Genomic DNA, 20,480 nt, shown 5'->3' with positions numbered 1-20,480 from the left:
TAAAAATTGCGTCCGTCACAAATATACACTTTTTTGCTGCCTAGCAAACCCTTTTAACTAAATTTTAAGTAGTGTTATAATCCGTGTTTTTTTGAGCACATGTTCACCTGAAAGTGTATCTTCGCGGCCATGTGGATGTATTTAGGACTTTTGGCCGCTCTATTTTTAGGCCTACATAATTTATGTAAAAAACACGCGGTTAAAGGAAATGAGGTGTTTCCAGTGCTATTTGGTACTACCCTAGCTGGACTACTTTGGGTAAGTCCGCTTTTTGTAACTAGCAAAATTGCTCCAGAAATTTTAGCACCGTACGGATTACAGATAAGCGAATTACCTTTGAAAACGCATGGTTTGATAGCCATTAAATCACTTATCATGATGTCATCATGGATTTTAGCCTATCAAGCCTTAAAACACCTGCCAATTACGATTGTTACCCCCATACGATCAGCGGGGCCATTTTTTACCTTTATAGGAGCTATACTCATCTATAACGAACAGCCTACTGCACTGCAGTGGCTAGGATTTTTTATGATTATTGGTTCAGTTATTGGCTATTCACAAATAGGAAAAAAAGAAGGCATCAATTTTACCAGAAATAAATGGATTTTTGCCATCATCGGGGCCACGTTTTTAGGTGCTAGTAGTGGATTGTACGACAAGTTTTTGATACAACAATTACAGTTAAATCCTCCTACCCTACAATTTTGGTTTTGCACGTATACTACCTTATTTCTTTTAATTGTATTGGCCTTTACCTGGTTTCCTTATCACGAGAAGCGAGCAGCTTTTACGTTTCGATGGACCATTCCTGCCGTGGGAATATTATTGCAAACTGCAGATTATTTTTACTTTAAAGCACTACAAGACCCTGAAGCCTTAATTATGTTACTCTCAGCCATTAAAAGAAGTCAAATACTCATTGCCGTGGTCATTGGTGGTTTGCTATTTAAAGAGCAAAACAAGCGTAAAAAACTACTGCCATTAGCAGGAATTACCTTAGGGGTATTTTTAATTTTATATTCATAGCAATTATGAGACAGACAAAAACACTGGGAATAGTAGCGCATGTAGATGCAGGTAAAACCTCTCTAACTGAAGAGTTATTGCACTTAGCGGGTACAACCCGAACCAAAGGTAGTGTCGATAAAGGTTCGGCTGTAACGGATGGGCTTGCTATGGAGAAAGCTAGAGGTATTTCTATTAAAACCGCTAGCGTTGAATTGGAATGGAACGGTCACTGCATACAACTAGTAGATACTCCTGGCCATATAGATTTCTCTGCGGAAGTAGATCGGGCCTTAGACATCCTAGACGTTGTTATTTTGGTGGTTTCTGCTGTTGAGGGAGTTCAAGCTAATACCCTAAATTTATGGGAAGCCCTTAAAGAACGTGGGATTCCAGTTATTTTCTTTGTCAATAAAATAGATCGTTTAGGAGCAGACCTAGAACGTGTTTTTAAAGATATTGAGCGTGATTTACAACTGCAAGCATGTATGCTTAATTATCTCAATACTCATAATGAAGATGCATTTACGCTAACGGAGTTTCATGACTTTGGCAAACTTGCTGGCGAATATCCTATAGAAAAAACCCTCGAAAATATTGCCGATTACGACGATGCCATTTTAGAATCACTACTCGCCGAAGATCTTCTCAATTATCATGATGTTTACGATACAGCGAAAATACTTATCAAAGACGCCAAACTCGTCCCAGTTGTGGTTGGAAGTGCAAAAATGAGTCTGGGAATTTCCGAATTACTCGTATTTATACAGGCACTATTTCCTTACCCTAACTACAGTGATCAAACCCTGAGTGCTAAAGTGTTTAAAGTATACTTCGATGAACGCTATGGTCGATTGGCTCATGTTAAAGTACTCGGTGGAACCTTGAGAGCCAAAGCGAGTATTTGGTCCCAAACAGCAGCTAAAGACTGTAAGATAAATCAGCTTTTAAAACGCAAGCTCAACAGCTATGAACCCGTTGCTGAATTGCACGCTGGAGATATCGGCGTTATTGCGACTTCAGAAGCTATTCCGGCGGGAGACGTTTTAGGCACGCAAACGACCTTGAACACCTTTACTCCTATGAACACACCAGTATTGAGTACTGAAGTAAAGGCAGTAAACGAGAAAGAGTATCAAAATTTAGGACAAGCACTGGAATATCTCAATATAGAAGATCCTTTATTGGACTTTTCGTGGAACAAAGAGGATCGAACTTTTTCTTTAAAAATACTCGGACCGATGCAAACAGAAATATTAAAAGATAGCCTGTTAGAACGCTATGGCATTGCTACTGAGTTTTTCCCTCCAAAGGTAATTTATAAGGAAACTCCTAAAACTACTGCGGAAGGGTATGTTCGTTATTGGATGCCAAAACCAAGCTGGGCCATTATGACCTTTTTAATCGAACCAGGAGCACCGGGTTCAGGAGTTCAATACCGTTCAGCAGTGCGGACTTCTGACATTGCTACGAAGTATCAGAACGAAGTTGAACGCGCCATACCGTGGTCATTGCGTCAAGGAATTAAGGGGTGGGAAGTTACCGACCTTTCCATCACCCTACAAGAAGGATCTGATCATAATGTGCACTCAAATCCAGGCGACTTTTTATTAGCTACTCCCATGGGAATATTAAGAGGCCTAGAAAAAGCCGGAACTGATTTATTGGAACCTATGTATCGATTCCAAATCAAAGCTCCATCCGAAAGTATCGGTGCTATTACTGGTGATTTATCACAGATGGGAGCTCAACTCGAGACTCCTGAATTTATTGAAGATTCCTTTCTGCTATCTGGGCGTGTTGCCGTTGCCCAAGCCTTAGAATACCCTATTCGTTTTGCAGGTACAACCTCAGGTAAAGGACGCTTAAAGTTTACCCTTGACGGCTATGATAAAACAGAATTTTCAGAAGATAAAACGCGCCCTTATCAAGGGGTTTGCCCCCTTGATGAAGCACAATGGATATTGCATAAACGCGGTGCCTTTAAGGCTGATGAACGAAAAAATTGGTAGCGATCCCTTTTTTGATCACTTGATTACCTCTTCGTCGGAGCCTTAATGATCTCTAATAACTGCTTCAATTGGTCATCCTCACCTGTCAGCAGTTGATTTTTTGATGCCGAGATTTCAATATCAGGTTGGGTTCCAACACCGTCAAGCGTTTGACCGTTGCGCTGAAAGGACAACATGGTTGATACTTTTACGCGAATTTTTGAAGCACTTAGGTATATTTTTTTAGAGTTTCCACTAGAACCATCGGTTCGAACACCTACAATTTGTACGTTTGGTAAACCTTTAAAAGCACTGGTAAACACTGTTGCTGCGCTAAAACTCTCTTCATTGACCAAGATATACACCTTAGGTACTCGTTTACCAGTATCATTGCGTAAAAGCATATAATGAGGTATACTAAAAAGTGTTTTCTCAAATCCTTTAGCAGTAGTAAAATGTTTCGAAAACTTTTCTATTGCTTCTCTGTCCTCTTCATTAAATTCTTCAGCATTTTTTGGATAGAGATATCTACTAGACATCGATCCAAAGCGCTTACTTGGCTCATCAGTTCGCAAGTAGGCAACATTGGCCACCCACGGCGATTCAGAAGGTGGTACGATATACGGACTCAGTAACTGAATGAGATCACGTACTCCACCGGGATTAAACCGAAGATCGATGATTAAAGAACTCGCATTGCTAGCGTCCAATTTTGATTGGATAAAACGCGCCAAGTCAGGTTGCTCATCCAAATGTATCATAGACGGAAAACGAAGATAATCGATTCCTGTGCCTAGTTGCTTATAGATTCCCTGGTGATTTCCTTGTCGCATAGCATTTACCAATTGGTAGTTCTCCATTTCTACCTGAGAATAATATCCGATGCGTTCTTCCGTAAGGGCTAAGGTTTCCGTTTGTATTTCATTACCATTAGAAAATGTAAATTTAAAGTGCTCTGGTAAAGGAAGATTATTCTTGACATATAATTGACCTATTCGCTGAAGGGAAGTACTGCCTCTTTTCAGCTTAGCCTCTTTTGGAGCCAATCGAGATCGATACGCCATAGCGTCTATAAAATCACTAATCTGAACCCCATTAATTGCTTCCAGAAATGGAAAATCCGCCTTGTAATATTCCCAACCATTTTCGCTTTTCTTCAAAGCCAGCACCTTGGTATCATACGGTACAATAGCAAAGGGTAAGCGCTTGGTATACGCTGGATATTCACTGGAGCGAAACCCTTTCCAACGAACGCTTGAATGACGATCCCCCAGCAATGCCATAATCTTTGCCAGTTCGAATGAAAGCTCCGCAACTTGTATCGGTTGTTTCCATTTTGCAACTGATGATTTCAGGGTTTTGATAGCAGACGAAAAAGCTGTAGTACGATAACGGTAATACGACGAACGTTCTTTGATGATCTGCTCAAATTCAGCGATATCTGAAAGCGCCTGATCCAACGTTATTTCGGAAACCACCTTCGTATCGGGTTTGTGCTTCCTATTAAATGACAATACCTGCTGACGGTTGTTCCTCGTATATATCGATCGAATCTCCTTTAATCGTTTCTCTTTTAGAACCGACAAGGTTACTTCCTCAGTAACGGCTTTTCCCATGGCCCCCAATACGGGAACCAGATCTTCTGAGAATCGCTTTTTCCATTTAAACGGAAACTGCGTTCGACAAAATTGAACAATTTCTTCCGTCTTTGTTCCGTCTATTGCGACCAATGGCAACCATTGGTTTTGAACTAAAACTACCGGTTGTCTCGCCTGCCACTTCACAGCTTGGAAGGGGGCAGTTTTATTTAAATCGTCAGACTGAGACCACAGGGATAAACTTCCTATCACCCACAATAAAAAACTTCTTAGTATATTCATTTCTCTAGTATTTTAAGCAACTCAAAACTATACGTTCACTACTATGAGTACAAATGAAATAGACAAGCCTAGGCTGTGTATCGATAAACCAAGGCGCACGATCGACTTATTGAATTAACTATTGCGTATCTTTATATTTGTAAACATGCCTACATGAACCTATCAAAAAAAATTTCACAGTTGCAACAAGCACCATGGCTGCAGCCTGCACTGTATACTGCAGTAGCACTAGGAATACTGATCCCCCTTTTCGATCGGATTTTTATAGCTACTCCGCACTCACTCCATTTTTTTCTGACCTGTGATGCCTTTGAACATTTTGTGTTTGCCATCATCGCATACGCAGCCTTTTTTAAGTTTCGATCTTGGACTAGTTTCTACAAAATCATTTTCATTGTAACGAGTTTAAGCTGCATTTCTGCGATGGCTGGATTAAAAGATTACGACCGACATGGGCAATTAAAAATTGGGACTTCGTTCGATATTTTTACGAGTTATCTCGGCATCATACTTCTCCTCTATTTCACCATCAACTTTATCCATAATCTCCCCTATCTCAACCGCTATCGACAAATGCAGGTAGAGTTAAACAAAACCAAAGAACAGTTACTAAAAAACAAGCTTCATCCGCACTTCTTATTCAACGCCTTTAACTCCCTGTACAGCCTGTCTTTACAAAACAAGCAACAAACGAGCACTTACATCCTAAAACTCTCCAACATGATGCGCTATTTAACAGATGAAAGTGCATTATCAGTGGTTCCGTTAGCCAGAGAAGTTGCTTTTATTCAGGACTACATTACCATCGAACAAATTCGGTTTGGTACAGATGATAGAATTCAGTTTCATCACCACGGGGTAGCAATGGATTTTCTTGTACCTCCACTACTCTTAATTCCTCTTGTTGAAAATGCCTTTAAACACGGGCTATATACAAACCAAGCAGATAGCTATATCCGTATAAACATCAGCCAACTTCAAAATAATGTTATTTTTAGCATCGTAAATAAGAAACAAAGCAAACAGCATTTTCAAGAATCGAGGCAAGGAAAAGGCCTAGATATACTCCGAGAACGACTTCAATTATCAGGCTTTCCAAAAAATGCCTTGCACATAAAAGAAACAGAAGAAGAATATTTGGTTCAACTCACGCTAACTCCAAGTAAATTATGAATCCCTATCAAGTAGTACTCATCGACGATGAACCTTTAGCTTTAGACGTTTTAAAGCATTATCTCAGCAGTTTTGACCGCTTTGAAATCGCCCAGAGCTTTACCGATGCTTTAGCCGCCTTTAAATACCTGCAAACCAACCGTGTCGATTTGGTGTTTTGCGACATCGCCATGCCAGAACTTTCCGGAACAGAGCTTATTAAGGCTCTTGGAAAAGAGCTTTCTTTCGTCATGGTGACCTCCTATTCACAGTACGCTATAGAATGTTTTGAACTCAACGTTGCAGACTACCTGCTAAAACCCATTCCTTTTGAACGGTTTAGTAAAACCTTACAACGATTTGAAGCCCAGCAGCATCCAACTGGAAAACCAGATGTATCCGAAGCCGTATTCGTAAAAGACGGAGAAGATTTTATAAAGATATACCTAGATGATATTGATTATTTCCAAGGGATGAAAGACTATGTAAAAATCGTCGTTGGAAAGCAACATCAACTGGCCTTAAAAACGCTTAAAGCTATTGAGGAAGAACTCGAGCCTAAGGGATTTATTCGCATTCATAAATCGTACATTATACCATTGCGAAAAATTAATCACTACAACGGAAAAGATGTCATTGTAAACGATCAAGTGATTCCTGTGGGCGCTAGTTATCGTCAGCGACTTAAACACTATTTAGACAGCTTGCGATTTTAACTAAAAAATCCTTGGATCTATTGACACAAGGATTTTTAAAATTAAGTAATTCTTCTTCTTTCTAGTTAGAATTTCTCCCAAAATAGAACAACCTATTACGGTTGCGTTTACTATACAATACTACGACAAAATGCCAGGATTGACAATGCCCAACAGCCCTAAACCTACTTCAGGGTTTTCCCTAATTAGCCTACCTAGTTCCCCTGTAAACTAAGGTAAAAAAAGAAAGGTTTTCACTAGAAAAAGAGCTCCTAGAGAAAACCTTAAATCGCTAATCAAAAAATTAACTTACTACTACTATATTAAAGATACAACAGAGTTAATTAGCAATGAATTTATAAAGACAGATGTCCGTTATCTATCGTTAAGTGGTAGGGTTTGTGTCGATGAATGGTTCAAAAAAAAAGTCTACCGGTAATGGTAGACTTTTCTTTTAGATAAACTGCGAACTCGATTAGCGCGCGTTTCTATTTAAATAATCCGGTAAGGTTGGATTGTTTGGATCGTTAAAATCGTTTCTTGGATCACCGTCCTTATTTTTATCCTCGTCTTTGGTCAATACGCGGTCACCGTCGTCATCGGTATCCAAATAATTTGGGAACGAATCTCCATCGGTGTTGTCATTCTTTGGATTTCCATCACCATCAGGATCTTCGAAGATACTCGGTACATTGTCTCTATCGTGGTCTGTGTTCGGAACGATGTCCCACAGCTTTATATAAAACAATAAAATTCCATTGGCAGGTACTGATCCTGACCCGACATTTCTGTAGGCCAATCCAGAAGGAATAAAGATAATTCCATCACCTTCACCAGTATAACTTAAAGGTCCGTTTGTTACGGTCGTGTTTTGTCCTCCTTTAAAATGAACAAAGGCATGTGTCCATCCTGGAATTACATTCGCAAGCGTTAACCAAGCCGTATTCTTCTCAAAAGAATTCGCAACCGTTTTTGAATTACTAATAATACGACCATCGTATTTGGTCAATACAGAATCCATTACCGTTGGGAAACCTTTCGCTTTCGGATCTGTCCCCACTTCAACCTGATAATAATACAATTTATACTTGATATCATTCTCAGTAACTTCCTTTGTAATCAACTTAGCATCATCAGCCAAAGCAGTTTCACCAGCCTTTAAGGGTTCTACTAATTTAGTTGTCGGATTGTAGTAATTGTTCTTGAAAAACTTAACCAAAGTATCGTTATCAATTAATGCTTGTGCAGCATGATCAAAAGGTGTTGTTTCATTGCTTCCACATGAAGTAAGCAAAACAGCTCCTAAAAGGGCGAATAAAAAATGCTTAGTTTTTATCATTTAATATAAAGAATTTTGACGCGCAAGTTAGCATTTTTATATTTTTGTAAAAAATGAATAACTAATTTTTAACTTTTTATATGAGAATTGACAAATATTTGTGGTGTATTCGGCTGTTTAAAACGCGTAGTATAGCCACAGATGCTTGTAAAAAAGGCCACGTTAAAATGGGAGGAACTAATTTAAAGCCCTCTCGTGAAGTTTTTGGTACCGAAGAGATTACCATCCGTAAAAATCAAATTAACTACAAGATCCGAGTACTCGACATCCCCCAAAATCGCGTGGGAGCAAAACTCGTGGACTTGTACCGAAAAGATTTGACTCCTAAGGAAGAGTTCGAAAAGACGGAATTACTTAAATTTGCCAAAGACCATTATCGCAAAAAAGGAACAGGACGTCCAACCAAGAAAGATCGAAGAGATATAGAAGATTATTACGACGATCAAGAAGGAGAAGTCTAAGCCTTAAAACACCTATATATGAATACAACCAACTCTATTATATTAAACGATACAGAAGTCAATCAGAAAATTCGACGTATTGCTTACCAGATTTATGAGGCCAACAGCGAAGAAACAGAAGTTGTCTTAGCAGGTATTGCAGAAAACGGCTATTTGTTAACTCAAAAACTAGCTGCTGTCTTGGAAGAGATATCACCCTTACAACTCATCTTATGTAAGGTGACTATGAACAAGAAAAGCCCAATCAATTCGGTACAAACCTCACTAACACCTGAAGAGTACACCGACAAATCACTAGTTTTGATTGATGATGTGCTGCACTCAGGAACGACCTTAGTATACGGAGTCAAACACTTTTTAGAGGTACCATTAAAGCGTTTTAAAACAGCTGTACTTGTAAATAGGAATCACAAAAAGTACCCAGTGAAAGCAGATTTTAAAGGCTTGTCCCTTTCTACATCTATTAAAGAACACGTGGTGGTTGAATTTAAAGAGCACGAAACCATCGCTTATTTATCATAACAAAAAAAAGCACTGTATCCTTTACAGTGCTTTTTTTTGTGCTTGTTTTACTCTTGTGAAAATAGCTGCATCACTTCCGTTATAATAGTATCTATAGGCTTACCGTCGATCCCTATTTGATAATCGGCCTCCATATAGTAAGGATTTCTTTCAAATAGATGTTTCGCCACATACTCTGCTAAATCGTCTGGCTTCAGACTCGCCACCAAAGGGCGGTTTTCTCGTTCCTGTTCAAGACGCCCTACTAAAGTACCTACTCCAGCTCTCAAATAAACGGTTTTCGCATCTGAATTCCCCATCAAATTCATATTTCCGGCATAGCAGGGAGTTCCTCCACCTAAAGAAAGTACAAAATCTTCCTCTGATGCAAGCAATGCTTTCAAATATCGATGCTCAGCTTGCCTAAAATAAATTTCTCCTTTATTCTGAAAAATGTCAGAAATAGACATTTGTTCTTTTTCTTCTATATAATGATCCAAATCTAAACTCGGTAATGAAAGCTTTTCTGCTACAATTTTTCCTATTGTAGACTTTCCGCTTGCCATGTACCCTAAAAAAATTAATTTCATTCTTATTGACTTTTAAGACGTTACAAATATCATTAAAAAAAACCTAAAAAAAGCTTTTGAGAATCAAAAAACCGTTGTATATTTGCACCCGCAATCGCAGATATGCAATAGCAAACAAGACCGGGTAGCTCAGTTGGTAGAGCATCTCCCTTTTAAGGAGAGGGTCCTGGGTTCGAGCCCCAGCCCGGTCACTTTTTTAAGTTGAAAAACTTAAAAATAGCACAGCAAAACTGTGAGCGTTCTTTTAAATTTTGAACTAAATTTTTTCTAAATAATTTTTACAAAAAACTATTTTGAGATTAAAAAAAAGAATGTATATTTGCATCCGCAATCACAAAGATGCTTAAGCAAATTAATGACCGGGTAGCTCAGTTGGTAGAGCATCTCCCTTTTAAGGAGAGGGTCCTGGGTTCGAGCCCCAGCCCGGTCACTACAAGTTAAGTGTTAGCACTTAACTTTTTTTATTTACGCACGTATGGCGGAATTGGTAGACGCGCAGGCTTGAGGGGCTTGTTCACCAAGTGAGTGCAGGTTCGACTCCTGTTACGTGCACAGAAAACCTTGTAAACATCTTGTTTACAAGGTTTTTTTATTTAATGCTATTTCATCCGTACCTACTCACTAATTATTTTCTTCTCCGTTACGCAGTTTTCTCTATAGTTTTTAAAGGAGACCACCAGTAGTAGTCACTACGCCAAAAGAACACTTGTTCTTGGCAAATCAACTTATGTAAAGTACTGTGGAGTGCTGTACAGCTAATTTTGTAAGTGAATTTAAAAACTATATATGATGAAAGTAATCTTACTGAAACTCCTATTACTAAGCACTTCCCTCCTAGCTCAGGAATACCACAACCCTTCGCTCTTGTTTGACCCTAGTCCTTTTGGATTCAGCCATTCAGCGAAAGTACTCAACCAGGGTACGTATATTTTTATATCAGGACAAAGTGGTAGTCAAGACCTTAAGCATACGCTTTCCAGTGATTTTAGAAAACAAGTACAACAAGCTTTGAAAAATATCCAACACATCCTTGATAGCCATAAGCTAAAGCCCGAAAACATCGTGAAAATTACCATTTTAATAGTAGATCACAACGAAGAAAAATTGCGTATTTGGACCGAAGAAATGAAAGTGCTCTGGAATCAGCAACGATATCCCGCCAGTACCTTAATCCCCGTACCTACATTAGCACTGCCATCGCCTTTAAAAAGAAATAACCGCACAAACTATAGCTACCTGCAGCTGTATCACTGCACTAAGAGCCCCCTCCTTTCGAAGTTAATGGAATTTACAAGTAGTAATTTATGAGAAATGTTGCGAAAAAATACCAGTATAATGAATAATAGGCCTAGACTATATTTCTACTAGTATGTCCAATATTTTTTCCGACCGTAACGGTGAAACCTATAATCCGATAATTTTTAGAATCCGTAATGAGAGCGTTTACTAAATTGATACTATCCTTTTTGACCGTTATTGCAGGATATAAAAGCTATAGTTATTTTTGCTACTATAATAAGTATAGTATAAAATTAAATACAATATGAGTACCATAACAATTACACAAGAAGATATTTTAGCAGCCTTTCAATCAAGACATGCTACCAAAGAGTTCGATCCGGAAAAAAAACTCTCTAAAGAAACGATGGAGTTTATTTTAAAAACAGCAAACTTATCACCCAGCTCTTTTGGTTTTGAACCTTGGCATTTTGTCATTGTTCAAAACAGTCAATTACGCGAATTATTAAAACCTGTTGCTTGGGGAGCCCCTTTGAAGTTAGATACTGCCAGTCATTTCGTGCTAGGATTGAGTATGAAAGCTCCAATGACCAAGTGGGACTCTGATTATATACAGTACATGATGAAGGAAATTAAGCAACTCCCAGAAGATGTACAAGAGGTATACCTAAAGTTTTACCGAGAATTTCAAGAGCGTGATTTTAATTTAGACAGCGATAAGAAGCTTTTTGATTGGGCTTCGAAACAAACCTATATCGCCTTAGGGAACATGATGACTTCAGCAGCTCTTATAGGGGTTGACAGCTGTCCTATTGAGGGTTTTCACGAAGAAAAAGTAACGGCATTACTAGAAGAAGAGTTCGGTATCGATACAACTAAATACGGCCTCTCTTATATGGTGGCCTTTGGTCATAGAAAAAGTGAACCTGCTCATTCTAAAACAAGGCGACCTTTGGAAGACATTATTACTTGGAAATAATGTGAAAAGAGCTCTAAGAGCTCTTTTTTCCTTTTTATAAACGCGGTGCGCTAAGCCATTATGCGAAGTAGTAAAATATAAAGTATTTGTAGTAATTTTGCCGAAAAACGAGGCATGCAAAACGAAGAACACCTAAGATATATTCAACAAATTTTTGATCGTTATTTAGCCATTGACCGAGATTCGCTTGAACAAATAACAAAACATTTAAAGCTCATTGAGCTCCCTGCTGACAGCTGTGTACTTCCCTATGGTACTATTGCTAAAAAACTCTATCTGCTCTACCGCGGTTCTGTGGTTTCTTGTTTTATGGATGAATCGGGAAAACAATACCATAAAAACATCTTTTTGGAAGGCGCATTTGTCGGTTCAACAGTTTCTGCCATGGATCGTACGCCCTCACAATTCTCGTTGACCTGTATCGAAGCTTCAAGTATGTTTGAAATCGATTACACAACTTTCAGAGCGCTTATCAATACGGATGGGTATTTTAAGGATTTTTATATTCAATATTTGGAAAAAAACTGGATACGAGACAAGGAGGAACGAGAAGTTGCGATAGTCATTCAAGAAGCGACACATCGATACAAAAGTTTTTTAGAAGCGCACCCTAATATCGAATCACGTATTCCCCTACAATTAATTGCCTCACATTTAGGTATCACCCCTACCCAGCTCAGTAGAATTCGAAAAAAATTAACTATTTCATAGGTACTCAACATAGGTAAAGTAGTTTGTTTATCCATAAAGGTACTTTTGAAATATGAAACTCATATTTTACATTTTAGCCTTTATGGGAGGCGTGTTTCTAGCCGTACAGGCTGGATTTAACGCTCAAATCACGCGAAGTACCAAACAACCTTTGATTGCGGTCGTAGCAACAGCCATTACTAGTGGTGTACTAGGAATGATACTGCTTCGTATCCAGGGAAGTCATTGCAATACAAAGATATCTTTTCCTTGGTATTTGTGGCCACTTGGCGGAATTTTTAGTCTGTTAGGACTCTCGGCATATTTTTATACCATTCCGAAAATTGGCATTTCAAAAATGATAGCCTTTGGATTGATGGGACAATTGCTCTTTTCTGTAATTGCTAGTCATTTCGGTTGGTTTAACTTACCAGAAGCACCAATCAACACCCGAAAAATAGTTGGAATATTGAGTTTGCTTTTAGCAGTAATCTTATTAAATTATCAAAAATGAATTATACTACGTTAAATATAGAAAACCTAGCAGCCCTATGGACACTTGTTGCCCAAGCCTCGGGAGACTATCAATGCATTAAGGGAGTTAAAACCGCCTTTATAAACGATTCGGAATGGCCCAATAGAATCTGGTCATCTACCGATAACATTCCGTTGTCCATCTTAACCGCTAAGAACACTGATTACAGAAATACGAGATTATCAATGTTTGGTGCTCCTATCAGTCCTGCCTCAGCCTTAGCGAAGGAACTCGATCTTGCTTCTCAACAATTTGGTATGCACTTACAACCTACAGCTCTGGATACAGAAGGCCATGATGAACTCACATTTAGTAAGGTAACTACCGAACAACATGCTCAACTTTGGTCAGCCACCTTTGCCAGTGCCTTTGGCTATCAGATTCCAGCAAGTACCGTTTTTAAAACTTCGGAAACCATTGCCTTTTATAATATTTACAAGCAAAACACTTTAGTAGGAACGGTCTTCACTTTTACCACCGGTACGGTGCTAGGGATACACTCTTTGGGCATCCCCCCTCAGCACAGACGCAAGGGATATGCTCGAAAAATTATGAAATCACTTATTCGACAGGCTGTTCAAAACCAGCAGCAACTCATTTGTTTACAAGCCTCTAAAATGGCCAAACCGCTATATCAAGACTTAGGGTTTCAGGAAGATTTTATGATGTATAATTACCGAATTAAATAAATCATACGTACATTAAATGTTAATATATTAACATATGTAATTAGGGTTTACCCTGTCAAACACCACAATATCCCTAGTTCAAATTGGGGATAAGTAGGTATTTCTCAATACTACAATTGACCGTACCTTTGGAATACCCCACTAATCTATTTTTCATCAACAATTACAATCGATCGTGCCCCCATGGTCGGTTGTAATTTTTTACGGATAGCTTACAGGAGCCAAAATCCCGTCGTGATTACTGTCCTTTCTTTTAAATATATCCTGCGAAACAGGATAAGCGTGAAACTGTTGCTGAGGGGCTGTATCTAAAATTTTAGCTATGGTACTGCCATTATTTCTGCAGGCCAACCATTCGTATTCATCTTCTTTATTCAACACCAAGGGCATTCGATAACTTCCCAGCGTATTTGGAGTATTGTGTATGCGCTTAAAAAGGTCGTTCGCTTCAGTAGTAATAATACTTGCAGCCGTTTGGAGTCCTGCCTCACTCCTATGCTCACTAAACAGGCCTGCAAAGGCGAACAACGCTCTTTCTTGCAACGAAAAGTAATAAGGTATCGATCCCTTTATGTCTTGGTTTTTATGCGGTTCAAACAAACCATCGGCAATCACCAAACAGCGTTGCCACCCAATTAACTGATTGAATAATGGACTTTCAAATAGGCGTTCACGGGTTGCATTCAGGGTATTTCGTTTTTTTAAAAAATCACTTCTTTTGCTTATGTCATGTGCAGCGGGCAATACCCCCCACTTGGCAGTGACAATGGTCTCTGGATCTTCTTGTTTTACAATGTATAAGTTTTTTGATTCCCATCCATTAAAATGAAAATAGGGTTCATAGGACTCTGGAGTTTCAAACATTGCATCAAAACGCTCCTCTAAAGATTTTCTGTGTTTTTTGGTCACTGAAATATGATAGCACATACCGTATACTTTAGTACTAAAGATAACAAATCTGTAGTAAACTTCACAAAACCAACTAGAAAACGCCGTTGAACTACAGTTATATGCCACTTGACGAAACACCGACGAAAAGAACTCCTTAGTCATGTATCTTCGAAGTGAAATAGTTATTTTTCATTATTAGATTTTTAGTTGGTTTAACAAAGAGAAGCATGGAATTCATGCTTCTCTTTACTTTTAAAAACGGGATTTTTCCTCGAAACTCACTGCAAACAATTACGTACTTTTGTCAAAAAATATGTCATAGCTCAATTTTAGTAGGTTTAGTTATGAACAAAAAAAAAGGGCTCTTAGAGCCCTTTTACTATTAATTTACAATAATTTTTTTGGTATGAACACTGTTCTTTGCAATGAACACTGCTATATAAACACCCGATTTTTCAGGGACTGACACGCGGCCATCATGAATATCTTCATCTTCCGTGACAAGGGCTCCTTTTAAATCCGTAATATAAATGCGCTCAAATTCATACTGGGTCACATCGTAGTTGATGGCCTCTTTAACTGGATTTGGCACAAAAAACAAAGATGTGCTTTGCTCTTCTACTCCTAATACAGAGCTCAAATCAAAGGTGTCCTCAGCCTTGGCCCCTCCCCATAACAAGGTTGCTATATAAGGATTGTCGATAAAAGGGTTTCTATTTCCCTGTAAACTTGCAATGTGGTCATTGCGTTGTTTTTCAAAATCGCTCACAGGATCTTCCACATTCCACTGTAAAAATATATCAGGCATGCTTTGATGATTGGTATACGTGCTAATTGCAACTCCTTTGGCTGGAGTTTGTGTCGGATAGCGCAGGTACATGTACATCATCATACGTGCAACATCCCCTTTCCATTCATCTCCCGGATACCAGTGTCCTCCAGATACAATTCCAGAGTTTCCAGAACCATTGGTAAATTTTCTGTTAGACCTAGAAGAATTCATTTCCGTATCTGCGGGTCGTAAAGAATGGGCATCTGTTCCGGCACTGGGATAACTGGTCGTCAATCGCGGTGTGGCCAATGACTTGGGATAAACGTGCTCTCGATTCCACTTTCCTTGACAGCCTGTTGAACTGGTACAATTGCTATCCTTGCTTCGCGTTCGATCGTTTTGCAAATCTGCATCCGTGTCGTTATAGCCATAGATTAATAAAATATTCCTCTTAGATGAATCTGAAGGATCTAAATCACTAACTTTTAAAGCATTCCAAACTTCCGGAGTATAACTAAGCAGGTCTGTATGTGTGGTTTTCACCAAGTCTCCTAATTTGGTAAATAAGTCTGCACTGCTCGCTCCGAAATCGATTTGACTGTAGTAGGCTGGAATGTTCTTTTGAATCTTTGCTGATTCTTGAGCCTGGATATTTAATATTCCAAGACTAAAAAGAATAGATAAACTAAATAAATATCTCATTTATGATGGTAAATTTCTTAATAAATGCAAAAATCGGAAAAAAATCCATCAAAGTTACAAGAGATTATTTTCTATTTCTTATTTAAAATTTATTTAATTAAGCAAAAAAATACTGACAATCAACACTATAAACCGATATAAAAGTCAAAAAACTGTTGCCTAAATGAATAAATTTCTGTATATTTGAGCATAACATAATTTATGTTTGTTCAAGGGGATAAAAGTTTCTACTCTAGATTTTGTAAAGAGTAGAAGCTTTTTTTTTGATTTTAAAGTAGGGTATGTACCTAGTTAGCTGTTATATATACATTTGGGAGGGAGATTATCATGAACATCGTGCTAGTCTGAAAGGAGATCTCTTTAAACAGCTAAAGAGGTCTCACTTTTTCAACGCTCTCTACTGCCCTATCCTTCAATATACCAACAACTTACAATAAACTCAATAGACATAAACCCTAAGACTATCAGGGTTAACCCTTAGCTTGCTTTCAGTAGTTTCACGCATTCATTTTCCGAGAATTTTAACATTTTTATCAAAAGTACTCATGTATCTTTGCAACAGTTCTAAGAGACGTCTTAGAATCTTTTCTTTTTCATAGCAATTTTCCCGCTCAATTTTGAGCGGGTTTTTTTATCTTAAAATTTAGGTAATTCAACAATAGTAACCCCCTTCTTATCGATAATAATCCCAGTAAACACAGGTTATTCGTAATTTTAGACTATCAAATACACAATACATTAGATTTTTCCCTTGACATATTTCCCTTGATATAATTACATGGAGTCTCAATTTTCAATTGAGGCTCTTTTTTAGTTCTTTCCCTGTAGACTGTTGCGTTTCGCTGTTTTTGAATCTCAGTAGATTTCAAACAATCACCGACCTCGAAATAAGGGTTTTCCCTAGGTACTAAATAGTAAAATTGGGTATTGTACAACTGTTTCTTTGCGCTTACATTTGTATCAGAAACACGTTCAAAACAACTAACTACTAGTCAGTTAACAGTATTTTTTCTTTAAGTAAATCAAGTTTGAAATAAAAAAGTGTATCTTTAGAACAACAGTACACTTCCCCTTTATTTTTCGATAACCATCAAAAATCTTTTCTAACCAATGACTTACAATAGTATTTTAAAAATTAAGGAGCTAGATTTAAAAATTGCAGAACTGGAAAAAAACATAAAAAGCTATTTGAGTGAAAAGAACTACGAGTTAGACAATCGCAAGTTGAGAGAACTCGTTCAGTGGAGCCATACTATTAAAAACCAACAGGTAGTGCGCATGATATTTCCGAATGAACACTGTCCGGATGACGTAAAATCGATTGTAAGAGGATTTATTAAAGACGAATTCAAATCTGAATAATTTTGAGGTATTAATTCCGTAGAATTATTAGCTACTATTATAACTAACCTAACTTGAAAAAACACCAATAGCTCACTATTGGTGTTTTTGATTTATACCTATTGTAATAGGTAAGTTTCATAATCTAAGTAACAGGTATCACCTTGTACTATGGTTTTCACCCCATTCCAAGTTTTGGTATGAATGCCCGCTCCAACAGTATAATCACTCACCCATTGGTTATGTCGCGTATAATCAACCCATTTTTTCAATGTCGGGTTGTACTCGTATTCGTTAGCACTCATCACTCCGTCGCGGTACACATAGCAACCAGAATCACATTCACCAACTACAGAAACTACTCTAAAACGAGCTCCTGTTTCAGCCTTGATTTTAAAGTCAATAACTTTTCCATCAGCCACACTTCGTTTCCCTCCATTTAATGGGTAATAATCACGACCTACATGGCTATCAATACCGTATCCCCAGTATAGTTTGCTTCCAACTCCGTACCAGCGCTTCAATTGTTTGTCGTACTTTTCAACATAGAAACGTCCAAAGAGCTCTGCTCCACTGGTACCGTGATCACTTCCGTAAATTTTAATGGTTACAGGATCGACACGAACGTTATCGTAGTATACTAAATCACAATCACGTTGGGTATATTCTAAGTTTGAAATCACTTTAAATGGCCTGTTATCATAGGTGTAATTTACCTTATAAGAAATAGGATATCCAGGGTTGTTTACAGATACCTCCGCTCCTTCTTTTAAGAATTCTACTACTTTTTCTAAATTGTTCGCCATGGCAGCTAAAGAAGAGGCAATTCCTGATGAAGCACTTCCTCCCAATTGTTTTACTTTTACTGACGACTCATTAAAAATAGATTTATAACGTGCTTTTACATCGGCATTTACTTGAGTTCCTATCGACTTATAGGCAAAGTTTAAAGCCGCCTCTACTTCTAGTGCACTACTAGACGATTCGTAGATAAGGGTATACAATTTTCCATAAGTAACCGATTCAACATATGCAGATGGGTTTTGCTTTTCTGGAGCCACTTGTAAGTAATCTGTAACATACGGTGCTAAACGCTCGGGGTTCACATCGCGATCTAACCAACCGTTTGGTCCAATAATTCCTTCTTTAGGAGCTACAGAAGCCGTAAAAAAGCGTTGCTTTAGCGTTACGGCATAGCGCGTTTTCTTTTTTGAAAAATCCAGTCCAAAACTTCCAGCCACGTTCACACTTGGCCCTGAGTATCCTGCGTTTAACGATAATTGAAATTGTTTTTCATCGTGAACACGTTGAATACTGATATCAAAACTCGCAGGAAAATTAGCCTTGCTATTGTAGTATGCGTTCAAAATTGCATTGAGGTTATCCTGAACTTTTCCGGGAGTTGGAGCCTCTATGGTTCTCGTTGTTGAAGCAGAGGTACCCGATAATACATTTACGCGTACTTCAATTGGGTTTCTCGCTTTTCCGGTAATCGGCACTGAGGTAGGAGCACCTTCTTGAATAGAACGAGATGCTACCAAGTTTCCTGGCCATAACAGGGAACTGTTAGGATCGAGAATAAAGAAATCGGAATCCGTTTGATTAAACGAAACCTTTTTAGTCACACAATTTTCCTCAACAGGAACGCCACGTCCAGCTGGATTCGAAAGCTCTTCCACAGTTAATCCAGAGATTCCGTCAGGAAGGTCCTCATTTAAAAATTGCGCCATTTGCTTATGGCTAGCTTTGGGTTGCGGAGACGCTTGTGTTACATCGTCATTTTGACATGATGCAAAACAAAGTGCAACCATACTTCCTAGAATAATTGAAGGGTATTTCATGGTAATAAATAAAAATTGATTGTAGTGCTCAATACGAGCGTTTTGACTGCATTTGTTAAGGACAATGTTGATCAACACATTGTACTTAGCAAATACCTGCGGCTAGGGAACCGCTACCTTTAATATAACCGAAAGTTTCTCTTGACTTATTGCAATAACGCGTTCATTCGAATGGAGATACTTGTTTGCATAAAGAACAAGTATTTGACTTTATACTCTAAAAAAATCTTTTTTTTCAATTTAATATTCACAGATAATTAACGATTCGACAACGAAATATTAGTATTTTCGCAGTATGCAAAAAACATATTACAGTCTGCTTATCGCTTTATTTGCTTGTGTGTTCAGTTATGCACAAGAAACACAAACCCCGTCAACCAACCAGCTTAAAGGGCAAATTGTGGATAGTAAATCGAAACAACCGCTCAGCGCAGCTCATATTTTAAACTTGAATACCGTAGTGGGTACCATTACAAATGAAAAGGGATTGTTTAATTTAACAGCGCAAGCAAACGATACTGTATTGGTGTCATTTTTAGGATATTCTTCAATTAAGTTAAAGGTAACCAACGATCTTTTAAAAGGAAACGAAGTTGAAATATCACTGAGTGAAAAACCAGAAGAAATCAAAGAAATCGTAATAAAATCTACCAAATTAATCGGAGTTTTAGAAGTAGATGTCAAACAAGTCCCTAAAGATAAATTTACGCGAATCCACATCAATGGATTGCCTCAGACCTATGAAGTAGGACGTCCACAAAAGTTAAATAGTACCTTGTCAAAACTGTTAAATCCAGTTGACCTGGTATACAATTTGTTTGGAAAGAAACCTACACAACTCAAAAAACTTCAAAAGTTAAAGAAAGAGGACGATTTGAGGAAAATGTTAGCCGGAAAATTTGACAGAGAAGTAATGATGGAGTATTTGGAAATGGACCGAACGGAATTGAACAAACTCCTCTCCGACTGCGACTATTCTGAATATTTTATCAAGAAAGCCAGCGATCTACAAATTATTGAAGCAGTATTGAACTGTTACGAGAATTACAAGGCGATTAAAAAAGGAAAGATCGAAAGAAACAGAATACCAGAAAAAACAGATTTAAAGCAGTAAAATTTTACTGCTTTTTTTATGCGCCTTTTTCGATAAAAAAACTAAATTTACAGCTTTTAAAAACACACAC

The 20,480-nt window shown here is 38.0% G+C and carries 19 protein-coding genes and 3 tRNA genes; 16 read left to right on the top strand and 6 right to left on the bottom strand.

The window, feature by feature from the left end:
- The first annotated feature begins 129 nt into the window (after positions 1-129).
- Positions 130-1,029 carry an EamA family transporter gene (locus tag ACKTS5_RS09470; protein WP_408043627.1) on the top strand — a complete coding sequence of 300 codons (900 nt, stop codon included), beginning with the start codon at positions 130-132 and terminating at the stop codon, positions 1,027-1,029.
- Positions 1,030-1,034: 5 nt separating this feature from the next.
- Entirely contained in the window at positions 1,035-3,020 is a 1,986-nt protein-coding gene (locus ACKTS5_RS09465) for a GTP-binding protein (RefSeq protein WP_408043626.1), read from the top strand.
- 23 nt (positions 3,021-3,043) lie between these two features.
- Here the strand turns inward: ACKTS5_RS09465 and ACKTS5_RS09460 are convergent, their stop codons facing one another.
- Complete coding sequence (locus ACKTS5_RS09460; RefSeq protein ID WP_408043625.1) at positions 3,044-4,879, bottom strand: S41 family peptidase; 1,836 nt, start codon at positions 4,877-4,879, stop codon at positions 3,044-3,046.
- A 153-nt stretch (positions 4,880-5,032) separates the two neighbouring features.
- On the opposite strand from ACKTS5_RS09460, the gene ACKTS5_RS09455 reads away from it, so the two are divergent.
- A complete protein-coding gene (locus ACKTS5_RS09455; RefSeq protein ID WP_408043624.1) occupies positions 5,033-6,052 on the top strand; it encodes a sensor histidine kinase in 1,020 nt (339 codons plus the stop codon).
- The gene (locus tag ACKTS5_RS09450) at positions 6,049-6,747 is read left to right on the top strand and encodes a LytR/AlgR family response regulator transcription factor (RefSeq protein ID WP_408043623.1); all 699 of its coding nucleotides are present in this window, start codon (positions 6,049-6,051) and stop codon (positions 6,745-6,747) included. The genes ACKTS5_RS09455 and ACKTS5_RS09450 overlap by 4 nt, the downstream gene beginning before the upstream one ends.
- 454 nt (positions 6,748-7,201) lie before the next feature.
- Here ACKTS5_RS09450 and ACKTS5_RS09445 read toward each other — a convergent pair whose 3' ends face one another.
- Entirely contained in the window at positions 7,202-8,065 is an 864-nt protein-coding gene (locus tag ACKTS5_RS09445; protein WP_408043622.1) for an FKBP-type peptidyl-prolyl cis-trans isomerase, read from the bottom strand.
- Between the two features lie 80 nt (positions 8,066-8,145).
- On the opposite strand from ACKTS5_RS09445, the gene ACKTS5_RS09440 reads away from it, so the two are divergent.
- The gene (locus ACKTS5_RS09440; protein WP_408043621.1) at positions 8,146-8,526 is read left to right on the top strand and encodes an RNA-binding S4 domain-containing protein; all 381 of its coding nucleotides are present in this window, start codon (positions 8,146-8,148) and stop codon (positions 8,524-8,526) included.
- Positions 8,527-8,544: 18 nt separating this feature from the next.
- Positions 8,545-9,048, top strand: coding sequence for a phosphoribosyltransferase family protein (locus ACKTS5_RS09435; protein WP_408043620.1), 504 nt, complete (start codon positions 8,545-8,547; stop codon positions 9,046-9,048).
- A 47-nt stretch (positions 9,049-9,095) separates the two neighbouring features.
- Here ACKTS5_RS09435 and ACKTS5_RS09430 read toward each other — a convergent pair whose 3' ends face one another.
- Positions 9,096-9,617, bottom strand: coding sequence for a shikimate kinase (locus ACKTS5_RS09430; RefSeq protein ID WP_408043619.1), 522 nt, complete (start codon positions 9,615-9,617; stop codon positions 9,096-9,098).
- Positions 9,618-9,735: 118 nt separating this feature from the next.
- Between ACKTS5_RS09430 and ACKTS5_RS09425 the strand changes: the two genes are divergently transcribed.
- The 8 genes from ACKTS5_RS09425 to ACKTS5_RS09390 all read left to right on the top strand — a co-directional run bounded on the left by ACKTS5_RS09425 (position 9,736) and on the right by ACKTS5_RS09390 (position 13,749).
- A tRNA-Lys gene (locus ACKTS5_RS09425) sits at positions 9,736-9,808 on the top strand.
- Positions 9,809-9,974: 166 nt separating this feature from the next.
- Positions 9,975-10,047 (top strand) — tRNA-Lys (locus ACKTS5_RS09420).
- A gap of 39 nt (positions 10,048-10,086) precedes the next feature.
- Positions 10,087-10,169: transfer RNA gene (locus ACKTS5_RS09415), tRNA-Leu, on the top strand.
- A gap of 234 nt (positions 10,170-10,403) precedes the next feature.
- Positions 10,404-10,925, top strand: coding sequence for a RidA family protein (locus ACKTS5_RS09410; protein WP_408043618.1), 522 nt, complete (start codon positions 10,404-10,406; stop codon positions 10,923-10,925).
- A 235-nt stretch (positions 10,926-11,160) separates the two neighbouring features.
- Positions 11,161-11,835 (top strand): NAD(P)H-dependent oxidoreductase, encoded by a 675-nt coding sequence (locus ACKTS5_RS09405; protein ID WP_408043617.1) that lies wholly within the window; start codon positions 11,161-11,163, stop codon positions 11,833-11,835.
- Positions 11,836-11,949: 114 nt separating this feature from the next.
- The gene (locus tag ACKTS5_RS09400) at positions 11,950-12,546 is read left to right on the top strand and encodes a Crp/Fnr family transcriptional regulator (protein WP_408043616.1); all 597 of its coding nucleotides are present in this window, start codon (positions 11,950-11,952) and stop codon (positions 12,544-12,546) included.
- 52 nt (positions 12,547-12,598) lie between these two features.
- Positions 12,599-13,039: a DMT family transporter gene (locus ACKTS5_RS09395; RefSeq protein ID WP_408043615.1), complete on the top strand. Its 441-nt coding sequence runs from the start codon at positions 12,599-12,601 to the stop codon at positions 13,037-13,039.
- On the top strand, positions 13,036-13,749 hold the full coding sequence (locus ACKTS5_RS09390; RefSeq protein WP_408043614.1) for a GNAT family N-acetyltransferase: 714 nt from the start codon (positions 13,036-13,038) through the stop codon (positions 13,747-13,749). The genes ACKTS5_RS09395 and ACKTS5_RS09390 overlap by 4 nt, the downstream gene beginning before the upstream one ends.
- 201 nt (positions 13,750-13,950) lie before the next feature.
- On the opposite strand, the gene ACKTS5_RS09385 is transcribed toward ACKTS5_RS09390, so the two are convergent.
- Positions 13,951-14,676 (bottom strand): SOS response-associated peptidase, encoded by a 726-nt coding sequence (locus ACKTS5_RS09385; RefSeq protein WP_408043613.1) that lies wholly within the window; start codon positions 14,674-14,676, stop codon positions 13,951-13,953.
- A 346-nt stretch (positions 14,677-15,022) separates the two neighbouring features.
- Positions 15,023-16,114, bottom strand: a complete 1,092-nt coding sequence (locus ACKTS5_RS09380) for an endonuclease (RefSeq protein WP_408043612.1) — start codon at positions 16,112-16,114, stop codon at positions 15,023-15,025.
- Positions 16,115-17,224: 1,110 nt separating this feature from the next.
- On the opposite strand from ACKTS5_RS09380, the gene ACKTS5_RS09375 reads away from it, so the two are divergent.
- Positions 17,225-17,476 (top strand): hypothetical protein, encoded by a 252-nt coding sequence (locus tag ACKTS5_RS09375; protein ID WP_408043611.1) that lies wholly within the window; start codon positions 17,225-17,227, stop codon positions 17,474-17,476.
- A gap of 98 nt (positions 17,477-17,574) precedes the next feature.
- Here the strand turns inward: ACKTS5_RS09375 and ACKTS5_RS09370 are convergent, their stop codons facing one another.
- Positions 17,575-19,296, bottom strand: coding sequence for a thiol-activated cytolysin family protein (locus ACKTS5_RS09370; protein WP_408043610.1), 1,722 nt, complete (start codon positions 19,294-19,296; stop codon positions 17,575-17,577).
- A 295-nt stretch (positions 19,297-19,591) separates the two neighbouring features.
- On the opposite strand from ACKTS5_RS09370, the gene ACKTS5_RS09365 reads away from it, so the two are divergent.
- Entirely contained in the window at positions 19,592-20,410 is an 819-nt protein-coding gene (locus ACKTS5_RS09365; RefSeq protein ID WP_408043609.1) for a carboxypeptidase-like regulatory domain-containing protein, read from the top strand.
- The last annotated feature ends 70 nt before the right edge of the window (positions 20,411-20,480 follow it).

The sequence above is a fragment of the Tenacibaculum litopenaei genome, from assembly GCF_964514025.1.
GTDB lineage: Bacteria > Bacteroidota > Bacteroidia > Flavobacteriales > Flavobacteriaceae > Polaribacter > Polaribacter litopenaei.
The sequence above is the reverse complement of the archived record's forward strand: the minus strand, read 5'-3'. Positions and strand labels throughout refer to the sequence as shown.